The sequence below is a fragment of the Catenulispora subtropica genome (genome assembly GCF_039531675.1).
Lineage (GTDB): Bacteria > Actinomycetota > Actinomycetes > Streptomycetales > Catenulisporaceae > Catenulispora > Catenulispora subtropica.
The window spans coordinates 70291-85608 of record NZ_BAAAQM010000017.1; the positions used below are offsets into that span (position 1 = coordinate 70291).

21 protein-coding genes are annotated in these 15318 nt (G+C 70.4%); 3 read left to right on the forward strand and 18 right to left on the reverse strand.

Annotation, left to right across the window (positions count from 1 at the left end; all coding sequences use genetic code 11):
* Positions 1-69 precede the first annotated feature (69 nt).
* Positions 70-1089 (forward strand): polyprenyl synthetase family protein, encoded by a 1020-nt coding sequence (locus ABD466_RS16710; protein WP_344657975.1) that lies wholly within the window; start codon positions 70-72, stop codon positions 1087-1089.
* Positions 1090-1175: 86 nt separating this feature from the next.
* Here ABD466_RS16710 and ABD466_RS16715 read toward each other — a convergent pair whose 3' ends face one another.
* The 15 genes from ABD466_RS16715 to ABD466_RS16785 form a co-directional block, all read right to left on the reverse strand.
* Complete coding sequence (locus ABD466_RS16715; RefSeq protein ID WP_344657976.1) at positions 1176-1409, reverse strand: hypothetical protein; 234 nt, start codon at positions 1407-1409, stop codon at positions 1176-1178.
* 63 nt (positions 1410-1472) lie between these two features.
* Complete coding sequence (locus ABD466_RS16720; RefSeq protein ID WP_344657977.1) at positions 1473-1802, reverse strand: gas vesicle protein K; 330 nt, start codon at positions 1800-1802, stop codon at positions 1473-1475.
* Positions 1780-2019: a gas vesicle protein gene (locus ABD466_RS16725; protein ID WP_344658057.1), complete on the reverse strand. Its 240-nt coding sequence runs from the start codon at positions 2017-2019 to the stop codon at positions 1780-1782. Before ABD466_RS16725 ends, ABD466_RS16720 begins: the two co-directional genes overlap by 23 nt.
* Positions 2020-2024: 5 nt before the next feature.
* Entirely contained in the window at positions 2025-2810 is a 786-nt protein-coding gene (locus tag ABD466_RS16730) for a GvpL/GvpF family gas vesicle protein (RefSeq protein ID WP_344657978.1), read from the reverse strand.
* Positions 2807-3142, reverse strand: a complete 336-nt coding sequence (locus ABD466_RS16735) for a gas vesicle protein (RefSeq protein WP_344657979.1) — start codon at positions 3140-3142, stop codon at positions 2807-2809. The genes ABD466_RS16730 and ABD466_RS16735 overlap by 4 nt, the downstream gene beginning before the upstream one ends.
* Complete coding sequence (gene gvpO, locus ABD466_RS16740; protein WP_344657980.1) at positions 3135-3623, reverse strand: gas vesicle protein GvpO; 489 nt, start codon at positions 3621-3623, stop codon at positions 3135-3137. Before gvpO ends, ABD466_RS16735 begins: the two co-directional genes overlap by 8 nt.
* 6 nt (positions 3624-3629) lie before the next feature.
* On the reverse strand, positions 3630-3881 hold the full coding sequence (locus ABD466_RS16745; protein ID WP_344657981.1) for a gas vesicle protein GvpG: 252 nt from the start codon (positions 3879-3881) through the stop codon (positions 3630-3632).
* A gap of 2 nt (positions 3882-3883) precedes the next feature.
* The gene (locus tag ABD466_RS16750; RefSeq protein WP_344657982.1) at positions 3884-4678 is read right to left on the reverse strand and encodes a GvpL/GvpF family gas vesicle protein; all 795 of its coding nucleotides are present in this window, start codon (positions 4676-4678) and stop codon (positions 3884-3886) included.
* A complete protein-coding gene (gene gvpJ / locus ABD466_RS16755) occupies positions 4675-5118 on the reverse strand; it encodes a gas vesicle protein GvpJ (RefSeq protein WP_425558665.1) in 444 nt (147 codons plus the stop codon). Before gvpJ ends, ABD466_RS16750 begins: the two co-directional genes overlap by 4 nt.
* Positions 5119-5189: 71 nt before the next feature.
* The gene (locus tag ABD466_RS16760; RefSeq protein WP_344657984.1) at positions 5190-6263 is read right to left on the reverse strand and encodes an SRPBCC family protein; all 1074 of its coding nucleotides are present in this window, start codon (positions 6261-6263) and stop codon (positions 5190-5192) included.
* 5 nt (positions 6264-6268) lie between these two features.
* Positions 6269-6829, reverse strand: coding sequence for a hypothetical protein (locus ABD466_RS16765; RefSeq protein WP_344657985.1), 561 nt, complete (start codon positions 6827-6829; stop codon positions 6269-6271).
* Positions 6830-6980: 151 nt separating this feature from the next.
* Entirely contained in the window at positions 6981-7142 is a 162-nt protein-coding gene (locus tag ABD466_RS16770) for a hypothetical protein (protein ID WP_344657986.1), read from the reverse strand.
* 16 nt (positions 7143-7158) lie between these two features.
* A complete protein-coding gene (locus ABD466_RS16775) occupies positions 7159-7578 on the reverse strand; it encodes a hypothetical protein (protein WP_344657987.1) in 420 nt (139 codons plus the stop codon).
* A complete protein-coding gene (locus ABD466_RS16780) occupies positions 7578-7856 on the reverse strand; it encodes a Na(+)/H(+) antiporter subunit B (protein WP_344657988.1) in 279 nt (92 codons plus the stop codon). The genes ABD466_RS16775 and ABD466_RS16780 overlap by 1 nt, the downstream gene beginning before the upstream one ends.
* Before the next feature lie 62 nt (positions 7857-7918).
* A complete protein-coding gene (locus ABD466_RS16785) occupies positions 7919-8158 on the reverse strand; it encodes a hypothetical protein (RefSeq protein ID WP_344657989.1) in 240 nt (79 codons plus the stop codon).
* 224 nt (positions 8159-8382) lie between these two features.
* On the opposite strand from ABD466_RS16785, the gene ABD466_RS16790 reads away from it, so the two are divergent.
* A complete protein-coding gene (locus tag ABD466_RS16790; protein WP_344657990.1) occupies positions 8383-9090 on the forward strand; it encodes a class I SAM-dependent methyltransferase in 708 nt (235 codons plus the stop codon).
* Here ABD466_RS16790 and ABD466_RS16795 read toward each other — a convergent pair.
* Together ABD466_RS16795 and ABD466_RS16800 are read right to left on the reverse strand one after the other, a co-directional pair.
* Positions 9087-10022 carry an RNA polymerase sigma-70 factor gene (locus tag ABD466_RS16795; RefSeq protein ID WP_344657991.1) on the reverse strand — a complete coding sequence of 312 codons (936 nt, stop codon included), beginning with the start codon at positions 10020-10022 and terminating at the stop codon, positions 9087-9089. The genes ABD466_RS16790 and ABD466_RS16795 overlap by 4 nt on opposite strands.
* Positions 10019-10933: an NAD-dependent epimerase/dehydratase family protein gene (locus ABD466_RS16800; RefSeq protein ID WP_344657992.1), complete on the reverse strand. Its 915-nt coding sequence runs from the start codon at positions 10931-10933 to the stop codon at positions 10019-10021. The genes ABD466_RS16795 and ABD466_RS16800 overlap by 4 nt, the downstream gene beginning before the upstream one ends.
* Positions 10934-11242: 309 nt before the next feature.
* Between ABD466_RS16800 and ABD466_RS16805 the strand changes: the two genes are divergently transcribed.
* Positions 11243-12367, forward strand: a complete 1125-nt coding sequence (locus ABD466_RS16805; RefSeq protein WP_344657993.1) for a glycosyltransferase — start codon at positions 11243-11245, stop codon at positions 12365-12367.
* A 174-nt stretch (positions 12368-12541) separates the two neighbouring features.
* Here the strand turns inward: ABD466_RS16805 and ABD466_RS16810 are convergent, their stop codons facing one another.
* Complete coding sequence (locus ABD466_RS16810; protein WP_344657994.1) at positions 12542-15301, reverse strand: AAA family ATPase; 2760 nt, start codon at positions 15299-15301, stop codon at positions 12542-12544.
* Positions 15302-15318 lie beyond the last annotated feature (17 nt).

Sequence of the window (15318 nt, forward strand, 5' to 3'; positions counted from 1 at the left end):
GTGCTCAAGAATCCTGCCGTTCGCGTGGCGGGCGGCCGGTTCCACACCGGCCCGGACGGCGGGGGGCACATGACGGAGGGCACACTCACCTGGTCTTCGGCCGGCGTACTGCGGCGGCTGCGGGAACTGGGGGCGGGACTGGCCGCTTCGACCGGTCCCGGCGGCACGGCCGACCGCGCGATGGGGGAAGCGCTGACCGGCTTCCTGGACCGGATCGCCGGACGCGGCTCGGGGCCGGCGGTGGACGGCATCGTGGCACTGCCGTTCCTGGTGCACGGGATGTACTCCGGCGACCCGGCGGCCGCGGAACCGGCCGCGATGGCGCACGTGCTGTGGTGGGTGTCGGCGCGCCACCTGGACGACCTGTCCGACACCGGGCCGGGGGCCTTCGCCGCCCCGGGCGCGGACCGGGACCTGCTCGCGACGGTCGGGATCGCCTGCCATCTGTCCGCCACGGTCCTGGACCAGGCGTGCCGCGACGATCCAGCGCGGGCGCTGACACTGCGCCAGGAGTTGTCGCGGTGCTGGCACCGGGCGATATCCGGACAGCTCACAGACCTCGCCACGACCGCGGCGACGGCCACCGCCGAGGAGGTCATGGCCGGCTACCGCGGCAAGACCGGCGCGCCCTACGCCATGGCCGCGGCGATGGGGGCGGCGCTCGCCGGTTGTCGCCCGGCGCAGGTGGACCTGCTGCGCGACTTCGGGGAGCGGTTCGGAATCCTGCGGCAGGTGGTCAACGACCAGCGGGACATCGCATCGCGTCGGTACGAGGACCTCCGCAACGGTACCGCCACATACATGGTGGTGCGGTATCTGGAGTCTCTGTCCGAACAGGAGCGCGCGGTGGCGGAGAAGCTGCTTGTCGGGTCCGCGGACTCAGCCGCAGCCCGGGACGAGTTCGCGGCGCGGCTGACCGAGCCGGGGTGGCTGCGTGCGTTCGCGGGGACCGTCAAGCCGCTGATCGACGGGCTCCACGCGACGGTCGACGAGGTCGGCGGGGTGGCCGAGTACGTGGCCGGTCTGCACGGGTTGATCGAGGAGACGGTGAACCTGTATCCGGAATTCCTGCTCGGGTCCCGGGGCTGACCGGCAGACCGGTCGCCGACGCTCTTCAGGACCGCGCCGAGCAGCGAATCGGCACGGCTGAACCGCGGGCGCGCGCTGGCGTGGCGTCACTCCTCGTCCGGGGACTTGCTCTCCACCGGATGCTCGACCAGTGCCAGGATGCGGCTGGACATGAATCGTGCCGTGCGCACCGCGACGCCGGTCCGGGTGACCTCGCTGACCTCGACCACCCCGCGGGCGATGTGCACCTCGACCCGGCGCCCGGCGCGGGTCGCCACGATCTCGTAATTGCGAGAGCCGTCGCCGACGTCGACGACGACCTCGACCCGGTCACCTTTCATCAGGATCTTTGTCACCCCGGTCGAGGAGGGATAAACCTGGTAAACCGCAGGCCGGAGGCGGAGTCACCCCTCGGGGGCGAGCAGGGGCCCCAACGGCCCGAGATCTATGTTGAGGTCTTCCGGCGTGAGCTCGAAGTGGTTCCTGAGCTCCGCCATACGCTCTTCCAAAGCCATCAACGTCACCCCGATGGCCTCGATCTGCTCGTCGGTGAGATCCCCCTCGTCGATGCGGCGCAGGGCTTGCCGTTCCATGAGCTCCCGGATCAGTTCCACCACGGTGAGGACCAGGCAGACCAGGTCGCGCCCCACGGTCTCGGGGTCGACCGAGAGGCGCCGGCCGTCGACGGCGTCGACGGCGGACCGGCCGCGGTCAAGCGGCTGACGCTTCGTCACGGCGTCCTCCCTCCACCGGCCCGACCGCCGCGCGCACGGACGCGATGAGTGCCCGGAGGCTGATCCGGACCAAGTCCACGTCGGCGATCGACAGGGTGATCTCGCCGGCGATGACCACGCCGCCGGCGAGCAGCCGGTCCAGGAGGTCGACCAGCGCCACGTGTTCGTACCAGGCCGGGCGCGTTCCGCCCGGGTCGGCCGGCGAAGGCAGGGGCATGGTTCTCACGTCTCCTCCGGTCGGCCGCCGAGGTCGGTGAACGAATAGGCGGGCCACGGACCGGTCACCTCGACGCTCAGCTCATCGTGGTCCGCCACGAACGAGGCGATCATCTTCTCCCAGGTCGGCAGGTGTTCGTCGGCCACGAGATACGCGCCGTTGAGCAGCATCGGCTCCCGGCGCCCGGACGTCTCCGAGTCCTGGAGCGGATGCCGGGCGCGCTCGACCGCGGTGGCGGCGAGCGCCCCGTGGAATCGGCCGACCTCGTCGGCGGCCAGGCGTAGCGTCTCCTGGCGGTCCCAGCGCTGCGCTTTGCGGCGGAGGAGGTAGGCGGTTCCCGGGCGCTGTTCGTCCGCCGGCTGAACGCTATCGCTGTCGGACAGCGCGGACGACGCGTGGGCCAGATAGATCTTGACGCCCCATTCGGTGCAGCCCGTGATCCGTTCCAGGATGGCGAGGAGTTCGTCGCGGTGGGCGCTGAGCATGGCTGAGACACCGGAGTCTTCGCGGTACACGGTGGCATAGCGCATGGGCAGAACGGGGCGGGTCGTGGCGAGTGCGGCGATCACCCGATGGTGCGTCCGCACTGTGCGGTCGAGCCAAGCGACGTCCTCAAGGCGGGCACGCAGCGGTTCCTCGTCGAAATCGGCGCGGGGCACGCGTCCGGCCACGGCGGCGACGCCCGGCCCGGGCACGAGGTACGGGGACTCGCCCGCCACGCCGGAGGTATCGGGGAGCGGAGGCCCGTCGGCCGAGACCACCGCATAGAGCCACACGTGGTCCGCGGTCATGGTCCGCTCCGTGCTTCGAGCTCGTGGAGCCGCTCGCGCAAGCGCTTGTTCTCCCCGGCCAGGTCCCGCTCGCCGGAGGACAGGGTGGGGTCGTGCTCCCACCAGTCGATGCCCATCTCCCTGGCCTTGTCCACGGAAGCGATCAGGAGCCTGATCTTGATGGTCAACAACTCGATGTCGAGGAGGTTGATCCGGATGTCACCAGCGATGACGAGGCCCTTGTCCAGCACTCGTTCAAGCAGATCCGCGAGATTCGCGGGCTGCGGCGCGGGCGAGGTCCTCCTCGTCGCCGGCAGTGGACTCGCTCTGTTCCAGTCGACCTGGTCACTCATCACTGCTCCGTTCCACCCTGCCGCGGTGGTAGCGGGATTCACGGCGGTAGGAGACGAGGTCTCCTTGCCGGTCCAGGGCGATCTGGTAGACGGCCAGGATGTCGGTCGAGTCGGGAATCCTGCGGGACTCCACGACCTCGACACCCACCTGCCATCCATCGTCGGTGCGTTCGAGCGACGTGATGCTTTCCGGCCGGCGCCCCGTCAGCTCCTGGGCATACCGGGCGGCGGCGCTGGAGGCCTTCCGAGCGTCGACCGCGGACGCTCCGGCACTGCGCGGCCGCGAGCGCGACCTGGTGTCTTCCCCGGCTGTGTCCCGTCGAGCGGAACGCTTGGGCTCGGAGCGCTCGCGCTCAGAGTGGTCGCGCTCAGAACGCTTGGGCGCGGAGCGCTTGGGCTCAGCCGCCTGACGACGTCTGGCCGGCCCGGTGGTCTTCTTCTCGCCGCGCGATGCGGCCGACTCGGTTTCGTGTTCGGGCATCGGTGCTCACCCCTTCCGGCCCTCATCCGCCCGCCGGGTCTCCCATAACAGCCCGACGAGCTGCGACTCCTGCTCGGCGGCCTCGTCGTCGCCGAGGAGACCGGCTTGTCGCGCGGCCTCCACCTCGCTGAGGCGCCGCCTGAGGGTCGCGGGATCGCCGAGTTCCTGCTGAGCCTGCTCATGCAGCCGCTCAGCCACCCACACGACTCCGCGGACCGGTGTCAGCGGGAGGGTCAGGAGTCCGGTGATGAGGCCCATGGCTAGGACGCTTCCACGGTCCGCTCGATGAGCCCGGTCACGAAGTCGTAGGGGGCCAGCGGTCCGAGCAGGCGCAGATCGATCCGCCCGGCCCACACTCCCGCGAGTTCCTCGACCGCGGCTTCGAACTCCTCGCGCCGGCCGGGGTCGACGAGGAACGAGGCGTCGACGGCCAGGTCGGCCGCCGGTGCGCCGTCTGAGGTCGCCACGGCCAGCGGGGCGAGGCGTTCCAGCAGGGCCCGGGAATCGGCCGCGCTTCGCGCCGCCATCTCCTGGGCCACCATCTCGCCCAGCCGGATGCGCTCGTACCGGCCGGCCTCTTCGGGCAAGGCCTTGGTCCGCGCGTTGAGATCGGCGATCTCCGGACGGTCGGCGAGGATCTCCTGGAGGATCCGGCCCTGCCGATAGGCGCCTCGCACGGCGAACTGCGCTCGGCCGTCGAGGTCTTCCAGCGCTGCCGCGAACCTCTCCTCGAAGGGATCGAGCAACTCGTCGGTCACGGCCTGGGCGTCACGCACCACGCCTCCGAACCGGAACGGCAGGACGGGGCCCCGCTTCGCCGCGGTGTCCAGCACCTCGGCATGGGCGCGCAGGTCGTCTGGAGAACCCAGCGGCGCCTCGGGGTCGATCTCGCTCACCAGCGCGGCGACCTCGCCATGGTGGATCAGGGTGACCGGCGACGGGGGGTTCCCGACGCCTGGGGCGGCGTCGGCCGGTTTCGGCGCGGCGTCGGGGACGACGCCGTACACGTAACAAGCCTGGTCCTCCGCCTGGGCGGACGTGGTCGCGCCGTTCACCGTTCACGCCTCCTCCGAGCCGCGGGGGCGCGACGGCGCCTCGGCTGCTCCTCCGGTTCCTCCTCGTCTTCTTCTTCCTGGCCCTCGTCCTCGTCGTCTATCTCCTCCTCTTCCTCTTCCTCGTCTTCGTCGTCCTCGTCCTCGTCCTTGCGGCCCCGGATGCGATCGGCCACGTCCGAAACCGTGTCCTTGACCCCTTCCAAGGCGCCCTTGGTCTTGTGCTTGGCACCGCCTTCCTGCATGTCCTGCAGCAGTTCGGGCAGCGTCTCTTCCTTGCCCTGCGCGAGGTCCAGCCGGTTCACGGCTTCTGCGAAGCGCAGATACGTGTCCACGCTCGCCACGACGATCCGGGCGTCGATCGTCAGCAGCTCGATACCGACAAGCGAGACCCGCACGTACACGTCGATGACCAAGCCCTTGTCCAGGATGAGGTCGACCACATCGACCAGACCGCTCGGCGTCGGCCGGGCGACGTAACCTCCGCCTCGGTGGGCGACTGTCGTCATCGTTCTCACCTACTCCTCGCGGGCTGGCGCCGCCGACCGCGCGTGGATGTCCGCCCACCGTCGTCCTCGCCGTCCTCGCCTTCGTCAGCTTCGTATTCTTCGTCTTCGGCTTCTTCGTCTGCGTCTTCGGCTTCGTCTTCGGCTTCGTCTTCGGCTTCGTCTTCGGCTTCCGCTTCCGCTTCTTCGTCTTCGTACTCGTCTTCGTAGTCGTCCTCGTCGGCGGGTTCTTCCTCGTCCTCGTAGTCCTCGGCGTCGTACTCTTCTTCCTCGTCCTCAAGGGCCTCTTCGTGGGTCCGCACGACCTCACTGTCGCGGATCTCACCGCGCCAGCCTTCGATGTCCTGATCGAGGATGGTCTGGGTCATGACGTGACGATCGAAGTGGTGGAGTTCCAGCCGCGCCCGCCGACGCTGGACCCGGAACATGTTGCCGGTCTTCTCGAACAAGCCCTGGGCGTGGTACTCCAGCACCAGGAGGATCTTCGTGAGATTGTGGGCGATCTCGTGGAACGTCACCGTTCCGTCGACATAGCCCTTGTCTCCCTCGGAGTGCCACACGATGCGCTCGTCCGGGACCTGTTCGATGATCGTCGACTCCCACTTGCGGTGCGAGAAGTAGATCCCGGCCTTCCAGGTGACCTTCTCGTCGGACACCTGCTTCACCGACTCGATGCGCTTGGTGAAGTCCGGGAAGTCCTGGAACTGGGTCCACTGGTTGTAGGCGACCCGGACCGGGACGCCGACCTCGATCTGCTCCAGGATGTTCGTGAGCTTGGACTTGTCGCCGCCACCGGATCCCTTGGAGCTCCCGCCGAACTTGTCGGTGATCTTGTCCTTGACGTTGGAGGCGGTGGATCCCAGGATCTGCCCGAACAGGCCGCCCTTGGAACCGTCGCCCCCACCGTCGGCGTAGTCGACGAGCCGGCCCGCGAGATCGCTGACCTTGCCGGCCGCCACCGTCACGGCCCGCTCCCCCATCGCCGTCATGAAGTCTCGTGCCTGGTCCTTCAGCTCGTCGGTGGGCAGGCCTTCCAAAAGCCCGCTGGATCCGCTGTCACTTTGCTTGGACTGCTTGGCCATCACACTCACTCCTGCTTACGCGTCGACGCGCTCTTGCTGGTGCTCTTCCGAGCAGAAGCTCCTGACGTCTTCCGGCCTGATGAGGATGAGGCCGTCTTCCTCGTGGCGGGCCTGGTCTTGGAGGCGGTCGCGCTGCTGCGCTTGCGCGGCGTCGTACCACTCGTCTTCTTCGAGGAGGCACTGCTGCGCGACTTCGAGGAAGCACTGCTGCGCGACGTCTTGCGCGTCGGCTGCGGCTTTTCTTCCTCCTCCTCGTCCTCGCCCTTGTTGTCCTCCCTCAGGGACTCGGTTCGCTGTCGCAACTGCTGGGTGACCTCGCCGATCCGGTTCCCCGCCGCGGCGACGGCGGCCTTCTTCCCCGCTTCGGCGAGTTCCCCGCGAACGTCTTCAACCAGTTCGCGCACCTGCGGCATCGCATCGGCGAGCTGCCCTATGAGAACTCTCGGATTGGTACTGAATCTCGTGCCGGCCGCGACTCCGGCCAATGCCAGAGCCCAGCGGAGTTTGTGCCAACGCCCGAGGAAGTAAGCGGCTCCCACCGCAAAGGCACACTTAACGTTGTTCATGATTCGTCCTCGTGATTGTCTGCCAGCTACCTCGCCCCACGACCGGCCGGCCGCGGACGGGAGTCGGTATCACGTACTTCGCGCCCCGTCCCCAGAACCAGGGAGACTAAACGGTGCAAATCAGGAGAAAATATGAAACCCGTCGCAGCCCTCACAGTAGGAAGGCCGCCACCACCGCGATGATCCCGCCGACCGCGAAGCCGGCGTAGTCGTTGACCGACCCGGTGTGCAGCCGGCTGAGCAGGACCATGGCGCGCGGCGGACGATGACGGACCACTCTGCGCGCCGCCAGGATGCCGAGAAAGACACTCACCAGCGCGATCGCCAGCTCAGCGGGATCGAAATAGGTGAAGTCGGCGCGGATCTGCGAGGCCTGTCCCCGACCTGAGCACCAGGCCGAGGGCCTCGGTGCCGATGATGAGCGCGGTCTCCTCGCCGAAGTAGCCGCGGCGCGCCTCCCGGGGCCGGGCGATCAGGATGACGCTGATGACCGCGGCCAGCAGCAGGAAGGTCTCGCCGAAGGTGTCGAAGCCGCGGGTGCCGTACACGACCTCGTTGACCGGCTCGGTCAGCTTCCAGGTCGGCAGCGCCACCTCCATCGCGTAGCGGGCGACGGCCGGCAGGGCGGCGTGCTCCCGGGGCAGCCGGAGGTAGCCGACCGCGCGCACCACCGCGGTTCCGGCGGTCAGCACCGCGCCCAGGACCGTCCGGTGGTGCGGCTCGTGGCCCGGGGAGGGCTGGGCCGTCATCACCGGGTCCGCTCGTCGAGTTCACCGGAGTCGTGCACCTCGGCGCGCGCTTTGCCGATCGCGACCAGGTACAGCACCGGCAGGGCGATCGCTCCCACCACGATCTCCGAGTGCGCGTCGTCCGGTGCACCGACCACGACGAACAACAAGGAGAGGAAGGCGCCGACGCCCGACAGCGCCATGACAGCGCCGTTGAGGTTGCGCAGCCGGATCACCAGTACGGCACAGCACAGAATCAGAGCCAGGGCCAAGTAGTCCATCAGCCAGAAGATGGTCATCTCAGCTCTCCTCCCCGCGCTCCTCTCGACGTCGTTCCCGCCGTTGCCGGGCCTCGGCCGCCTCATCGCGCACCGCTCCCTCCCACCAGCCCCGCGACGCGGCGGGCTACGCGGGGGTCCAGCAGACGCCAGGGCCCGGCCACCGGTCCCAGCGGGGCCAGGGCCGCCGCGACAGCCACGCTGACCACGGCCCCGACCACGAGCTGCTCCGCGGTGCGGGTCCAGGTCAGCAGCACCCAGACGCCCATGGCCCAGCACGCCAGCGCGAACGTGCGGGTGAGGGCGGCGCTGAGGCTGGACATCGGGTCCCTCCGGGCCGGTGCTTCCGCGGGTGGCGGCTGACCCTGGCGCCGTACCCGGCCCGGATCCGCTCGTACACTCGCGCTGCTCCGATCGGGCGGCTCCCACCGGCCGGTATCCGTCCCGGAAGACGCGCAAGCTCCGGCCTCCTAGGTATGGGATCACCATGCTTCAAGATCGATACGACGGGTCAGGTGACGGGTCAGGTCCAGCCGAACCGTATGCGGTGACCGCAGAGTTCTACGACATCCTTCAGGCCGCGGAGGATCGCCGACAGGCCGGGCGCAGATTCGCCTCCGCGGCGAGCGCGGCGCGGGTGGGAATCGTGGACGTCGGCGCGGGCACCGGGATCGTCACCGAGGTGCTGCTCGGCAGCTCCACGGCGCCGGTGCACGCCGTGGAGCCGGCCGCGGCCATGCGGGTGGCGCTGCTGACGCGTTTGGCGGGACTGCGCGCGGAGCAGCGGGCCCGGGTGACCGTCCATCCCACGACGCTCCAGAAGTCCGATCTCACGAACGTGGCCGACCTGGTGATCTGCTCCAACATCGTCGGGGTCCTGGAGCCGGCGGAGCGCAGAGCGTTTTGGCAGGCGACGGCGTCCGCTCTGGTGCCCGGAGGGACTCTGCTGCTCGAGCCGCCTCCGGCCACGGTTCCGGGCTCCCCGACGGTCGAGGACATCGCGCCTGTGCTGGTAGGGGCGGACACCTACAGCGCGCAGGTGTCCACCCGGCAGGATCGCGGGCTCCTTTCGGTCACTTTCACCTACCGCGTCGAGCGCGAGGACGAGGTCGTGCGCGTGGCGGTCGAGCAGTTCACGATGTGGCCCACACCGCCTGAGACCCTGGTCGGCGAACTCTGCGAAGCCGGACTGTCTGTGAGGGAGGGGGCTGATGGTCTTCTGCGCGCAGTCCTGGGACCGGCAGCCCGCGCTTAGCGACGCATTTTCTCCTTTACCTCCCGCACCACCGCCCACAGATCCGCCCGCGGTCCCAGGTGCCCCAGCTTGTCGGGGTTGACCACCGAGCGGATCATCTGGACCCGTCCCTCGGCGACGTCCAGGACCAGAGTGCCGGCCACGTTGCCGTCCCGGTCCCGGAGCACCGCGCCCGGCTGGCCGTTCACCTCGTGCCGCTCCACCTGCGCGGTCCGGGCGAACGTGGGGAAGACCGCGGCGAGCAGGCGGGCGACGTTGCCGGCCCCGACCACGCTGCGGGCCAGCGCGGGCGCCTTGCCTCCGGAGTCACCGACCAGCTGGACGTCGGCGGCCAGCAGTGTGAGCAGTCCCTCGACGTCGCCGTCGCGCAGCGCGCCGAAGAACCGCGCCGCGAGTTCCTCGCGCTCGTGCTGGTCGGCCTCGAACCGGGGACGCCCGAGGTCCATGTGCCGGCGCGCCCGCACGGCGAGCTGACGGCACGCCGCCTCCGAGCGGCCGACGGCGTCCGCGACCTCGGGGAAGCCGAAGGCGAACACCTCCCGTAACACGAACACCGCCCGTTCCAGCGGGGACAGCCGCTCCAGCAGCAGCAAGGCCGCCATCGACACCGAGTCGGCCAACTCCGCCGACCGCTCGGGATCCTCATACGGGTCGGACAGGAGCGGCTCGGGGAACCAGGGTCCGGCGTACGTCTCCCGGCGCACCCGGGCAGAGCGCAGTACGTCGATCGAAGCCCGTGTGACCAGCGCCGACAGGAACGCCTTGGCCGAGGCGGGCACGGTCGGCGAGGTCGCGTAGCGCAGCCAGGTGTCCTGGACCGTGTCCTCGGCTTCGGCCACGCTGCCCAGGATCCGGTAGGCGATGGAGAACAGCAGCGGCCGCAGTTCCTGGAACTCCTCGGCCCGTTCCGGCGCGGACGTGCTCACGCTCACGCCAGCTCCTGCTGGAAGCCCTCACGCCACGACGGGTAACGCAGCTGCCATCCCAGCTCCCGCTTCGCCTTGGCGTTGGAGAAGCCGCGCCCCTTGGTCATCATCCCCACCGCCATCTCCCCCGCCAGCAGCCGGGCCAGCCACGCCGGCGCGCGACGCGGCGGCTTGGCCCCGAGGCACCGCGCGACATACGGCAGCCACTCGCTGACCGGGGCCGGTTCGTCGTCGACGATGTTGAAGACGCCGGTCGCGTGCTGTTCCACCGCGAGGACGGTGGCAGCCGCGGCGTCGTCCACGTGCACCCAGGACGAGTAGCCGGTGCCGCCGCCGATCAGCGGAAACAAACGCTTGCGCACCAGCGCGACCTGTTCATCGGTCGCGCCGCACCCGTAGAACGCGCCGTAGCGCAGCACCGCGCCCCCGGCTTTGACGACCACGTCCTCCAGATGGACCAGCGCCTTCGTGCCCTCAGTCACCTGCAGGGGGTCTTCTTCGGTTTTGACCCAGCCGCCCTCTTGGATCCCGTTGAAGCTGGCGTGTCCCTGCGCCACCACGTGCCCCACTCCGACCGCCTCGGCGGCCGCCAGCAGGTTGTCCATCCCCTCGGTGCGCAACCGGTTGGTGGCGGCGAAGAACCGTTCGGCCTTCCGGGGGTTCAGCTTGCCGGCGTGCGTCTGCGACAGCCCCGTCATCTGGTTCACGATCACGTCCGGACGGGCCACGGCCACCGCCTCCCCCACCGACGCCGCGTCCAGCCCGTCCATCACGAGCCCGTCCGCGCCCAGCTTCGCCAGCAGGTCGAGCTTGGCCGCGCCCGTGGTGGTCGCCGTGACCTGATGACCCCGGGCCACCAGCTGCGGCACCAGCCGCTGCCCGAGCACTCCGGTACCGCCCGCCACGAACACGCGCATGATCTCACCCTTCCGTTCGCCAACGCTTTCTCACAACCCGAGTCGAGACAGCGCGGCCGCCTGTGACATCCCCCCGGCGTCCCCGGCCGGGCCCGACTGGCGCATCCCGATTGAGGACTTCTACCGTGTATGGAAGGTTTTCGTCATTTGCGAGGGGGTTTCGCTATGGCAGCCACGTTGACTGCTCCCAGAGCTCAGCTCCAGCTTCTCGAGCCTCATCGAAAACCGAAGAAAGTCGCAATTCTGTCGACGTATCCGCCCCGTCAGTGCGGCATCGGAACGTTCGCGGCGGAACTGTACAAGAGCCTGGTGCACGCGGCGCCCGACCTGGAACTGCTGGTGTGCGCCGTGGACCACCAGGGACTCCGGTACGGCGGCGAGGTCGCGGCCGTCCTGAAGCAGGACGATCGGGCCGCCTACCCGAAGACCGCAGCCGGGCTGGCGGCCGCGGGCGTCGACGCAGTGCTGATCCAGCACGAGTTCGGCATCTACGGCGGCCCCGACGGAGCGTGGATCACCTCCTTCGCCGCCGAGTTGGCATCGGCCGGCGTGCCCTACCTCGTCACGCTGCACACGGTCCCGGGCACACCGAGCCGAGCTCAGACCGGCGTGTTGCAGCAGCTGTGCCGCCGGGCCGCAGCCGTCACCGTCTTCACCCCCACCGCACGCCGCCTGGCCGCGGCCGCCGGGATCGGCGTCGACCACTTCGCGACCATCCCCCACGGCGCCCCGGCCACCCTGCGCTCTCCCCGCCACCGCGCCCGCGCCGCCATCCGGCCCGAGGTCGCCGCGGCGCTGGAAACGGTCGAGAACGCGACCGTCGTGAGCACCTTCGGCCTGGTGTCGGTGAACAAGGGGCTCGAAACGGCGATCGCCGCCGTCTGCGACCTCGCTCGCGACCTGCCCGACCTCCGCTATCTCATCGCGGGTGCCACCCACCCCGAAGTCGTCCACCGCCACGGCGAGGGCTACCGCCAGTCCCTGCGCGAACTGGTCGAGGAACTGGGCGCCACCGACCGGATCCAGTTCCTGGACTTCTACCTCACCGAGGCCGAGGTCGCCGCGGTCCTGGCGCGAAGCACCGCCTTCCTGACCCCCTATCGCTCCCGCGACCAGATCAGCTCCGGCGCCCTGACCTACGCCCTGGCCGCGGGCTGCCCGGTGGTGTCCACCTCGTTCTTCTACGCCCAGGACATGCTGGCCGGCGGAGCAGGACTGCTGGCCGAACCCGGCGACGCCCAGGCCTACACCGAGGCCCTGCGCCGCATGCTCACCGACCACGGCCACCGGTCGCTGGCCGCGGACGCCGCGTGGGCGGCGGGCGCCGAGCTCGTCTGGCCGGTCGTCGCCCGCCAGATAGCCGACGCCATCCGCGCCGCGGCCGCCGACGAAGCGCGGCAGAGCTCACCGGTCGTCGTTCCGTATCAGCGTTGATGGTCGACACCCGCAACATGCCGATGTCCGAGTCGAGGAACACCGGGTTGCTCATCCGGTGGAACTGCCGCACCCCGGGGGAGTCGTCTCAGACGCCCTGCCACAGGAGGCGGCCGAGTCGCGCGCGCTGGAGGAAGTCGACCAGTTCCTCCCGGGTCAGCGTGCTCACACGGACTATGATCGCCGATGCTCCCCACGACCGTCGGCGAGTTCCCTGCGGGACAGGATGCCGAGCTTCGGATACGCCTTGTTCAGGTGGTAGGCGACGGTGCGAGGGCTGAGGAACAGCCGCGCCGCGATCTCCTTGTTGGACAGCCCCTCGGCGGCCAAGCTTGTGATCTTGCTTTCCTGCGGGGTGAGACCGCTGGCCGCGACGCTCTCCGGCGTCCGGCGGGCCTGCGTGGCTTCCAGCTCCGCGGATGCCCGGTCGGCCCAAGGACGCGCTCCCAGCGATTCGAACATGCCCAGGGCGCAGGCCAGATGGGGGCGTGCGTCGGCCTTGCGCCGACTGCGGCGCAACCATTCGCCGTACAGCAACGCGGTCCGGGCGTGGTCGAAGGGGCGGGAGTCGGCCCGATGCCGGTCAAGCGCCTCCCGGTAGAGCTGTTCGGGCTCCTCCGAGATCAGGGCTCTGCAACGGCTGACCAGGGCGTCGACGGACGGCTGCCGGATCCGCGCGGCCCAGCGTTCCAGCCGCTGGACGCCGGGCTGCGCGTCGTCCCGGCGGCCGAGCCGGACGAGGGCCTCGACGACGTCCGGCACGCTGCGAAGCGCCGGCGGATCGAGGCCTCCGGCGTCGCGGACGTCGAAGTCCAGGCGCCGCACCGCGCGCTCGGCGCGGCCGGCTGCCAGGTCCAGGACGGCGAGCGCCCAGTGCGCCCAGGTGTTCCCCGGCCTGGTGTGCTCGGTGACCGGGCTGCCGAGCGCCTCGCCGGCCGCCGCGCGGCATCCGTCCTCGTCGCCTTCGACCGCGGCCAGGTAGGCCAGCGTGCCGGCGGCGTACCGGATCCACTTGCCCAGCCCGACGTCGCGCGCGAGGTCCAGTGCCTCGGTGGCGCGGGAACGGGCGGCACCGTGTTCGCCGAGCAGCAGCTCGCAGCTCGCCTGCAGGCTCAGCATCGCGACCAGCCAGCCGACCCGGCCGCCGCGCCGGCTCTCCTCGGCCATGGCGGCGACCACGTCCCGGGTCGCGCGTTCCTGGCCCGCGACCAGACCGCCGACCGCGATGAACGACAGGTCGTAGGGGCAGCGGACCGATGCCTGCCGGGCCTCGGCGATGATCCGGTCCGGCGGGGGCGGCTCGGCGCCGGATGGTCCGGCGGCCAGGGCGGTCATCCAGAGCAGGAAGCGGTGGACCGACACCATCGGGTCGCCCTCGGGCAGGTGCAGCGCCGACAGCCGGTCGTAGGTGACGGCGAGCAGTTCGGGATCGCCGAGGGTCCATGCGGCATGGGCCGCGGTGAGGTGCATCCGCAGTTCCTGGTGCGGGTCCGTGCCCGCGACATGGGCCACGCCCTCGGTGAGAAGCGCGTGGGCCGAACGCGGCCGGCCCTGCTTGAAGTCGGCGGTCGCGCGGACCCGGGCGATCCTGGCGCGTAGCGCGGGCCCGGTCGGAAGCCGCGCCGCGTGCTCCGCGGCGGTCCGGGCCTCGTCCAGTCGGGCCGTCTCCGAAGCCATCTCGCCCGCCAGGATGAGCCGCCGTGCCCGGTCCGCCGGGACGGAGCTGAGCCGCGCAGCCTGGCTGTAGGCCGCGGCGGCGGCCTCGTAGCCACCGCGTTCCCGGGCGCGCGCCGCAGTGTCCTCGAGGTCGGCCGCGACCGGGTCGTCGAATCCGGTCGCGGCCTTGGCCCGATGCCAGGCCCGGCGGTCCCGGTCGCCGGCATCGGTGAGCACGCCGGCGAGGGCGGCGTGTGCGGCGATCCGCGCCGACAGCGGCGCGGACTGGTAGACGGCAGCGGGCACGAGGGGATGACGGAACGCGATCTGCGTGCCGGTGAGGATGATCAGTCCGGCCTGTTCCGCGATGTCGAGATCGGTGAGATCGATGGGGCCGGTGGGACCGATGGGATCGGTGGCATCGGTGGCATCGGTGTCGGCGGCGCGCAGGACGATCCCGAGGTCGCGAGCGCCGTCCGCCGCGGCGATCAGCAGTAATCGGCGCGTGGCGTCGGGAAGTGGGCGAAGACGGTCCTCGAACGCCGAGCGGAGCCGCCCGGTCAAGGGCAAGTCAGCACCCTGCGGCTGTAGCTCGAGCAGAGCCAGCGGATTGCCCGCGGAAGCGTCGAGGATCCGCGATCGCTCCCCTCCCGCCAGATCGGGACGACGTTCGGCCAGCAGCGCGCCGGCTCCCGCCGCGCTGAGCGGTGGCACGTCGAGGACGCGCGGGGAATACGTGCGCTGATCGTCTTCGCTCGTGGCGAAGAGCAGGACGACACCTTCGGCGTCGAGCCGGCGGGCAGCGAAGAACAGCGTCTGCGCGGAGGCGTCGTCGAACCACTGCGCATCGTCGACGAGGCACAGAAGCGGGCCGTCCGCGGCCGCGGAGGCCAGCAACGACAGGACGGCGAGGCCGAGCAGGAACCGGGTGTCAGGGTGGTCGACTCCCCCGCCCTCGTCTGCCGCGCGGCCCATGCCGTTCCCGGCGCCGAAGACGGATCCGAGCGCCGCCCGCTGCGGTTCGGGGAGCCCTTCGACGTGGTCGAGAAGCGGACGCAGGAGCAGGTTCAGACCCGCGTACGGCAGGTCGCGTTCCGCTTCGACGCCGTCCGCGCGCAGGACGCGGGCCCAGCCGGGTTGTGCGAGCGCGTACTCGAGCAGGGTCGTCTTGCCGATGCCGGCCGCGCCGCGAAAGCCGAGCACCCCGCTGCGTCCGGCGCGGGCGGCCACGACCAGTTCGTCGATCGCCGCACGTTCCGCGCCCCGCTCGATCACCACGCGCTCGATCTTACGGA

What these genes read in the sequence shown, in the direction of transcription:
- ABD466_RS16765 (WP_344657985.1), bottom strand. Translation starts at nt 6,829, where the DNA reads ATGAACAACGTTAAGTGTGCCTTTGCGGTGGGAGCCGCTTACTTCCTC.
- ABD466_RS16780 (WP_344657988.1), bottom strand. Translation starts at nt 7,856, where the DNA reads ATGACCATCTTCTGGCTGATGGACTACTTGGCCCTGGCTCTGATTCTG.
- ABD466_RS16710 (WP_344657975.1), top strand. Translation starts at nt 70, where the DNA reads ATGACGGAGGGCACACTCACCTGGTCTTCGGCCGGCGTACTGCGGCGG.
- gvpO (WP_344657980.1), bottom strand. Translation starts at nt 3,623, where the DNA reads ATGCCCGAACACGAAACCGAGTCGGCCGCATCGCGCGGCGAGAAGAAG.
- ABD466_RS16735 (WP_344657979.1), bottom strand. Translation starts at nt 3,142, where the DNA reads ATGAGTGACCAGGTCGACTGGAACAGAGCGAGTCCACTGCCGGCGACG.
- ABD466_RS16785 (WP_344657989.1), bottom strand. Translation starts at nt 8,158, where the DNA reads ATGTCCAGCCTCAGCGCCGCCCTCACCCGCACGTTCGCGCTGGCGTGC.
- ABD466_RS16730 (WP_344657978.1), bottom strand. Translation starts at nt 2,810, where the DNA reads ATGACCGCGGACCACGTGTGGCTCTATGCGGTGGTCTCGGCCGACGGG.
- ABD466_RS16775 (WP_344657987.1), bottom strand. Translation starts at nt 7,578, where the DNA reads ATGACGGCCCAGCCCTCCCCGGGCCACGAGCCGCACCACCGGACGGTC.
- ABD466_RS16760 (WP_344657984.1), bottom strand. Translation starts at nt 6,263, where the DNA reads ATGGCCAAGCAGTCCAAGCAAAGTGACAGCGGATCCAGCGGGCTTTTG.
- ABD466_RS16725 (WP_344658057.1), bottom strand. Translation starts at nt 2,019, where the DNA reads ATGCCCCTGCCTTCGCCGGCCGACCCGGGCGGAACGCGCCCGGCCTGG.
- ABD466_RS16745 (WP_344657981.1), bottom strand. Translation starts at nt 3,881, where the DNA reads ATGGGCCTCATCACCGGACTCCTGACCCTCCCGCTGACACCGGTCCGC.
- ABD466_RS16800 (WP_344657992.1), bottom strand. Translation starts at nt 10,933, where the DNA reads ATGCGCGTGTTCGTGGCGGGCGGTACCGGAGTGCTCGGGCAGCGGCTG.
- ABD466_RS16715 (WP_344657976.1), bottom strand. Translation starts at nt 1,409, where the DNA reads ATGAAAGGTGACCGGGTCGAGGTCGTCGTCGACGTCGGCGACGGCTCT.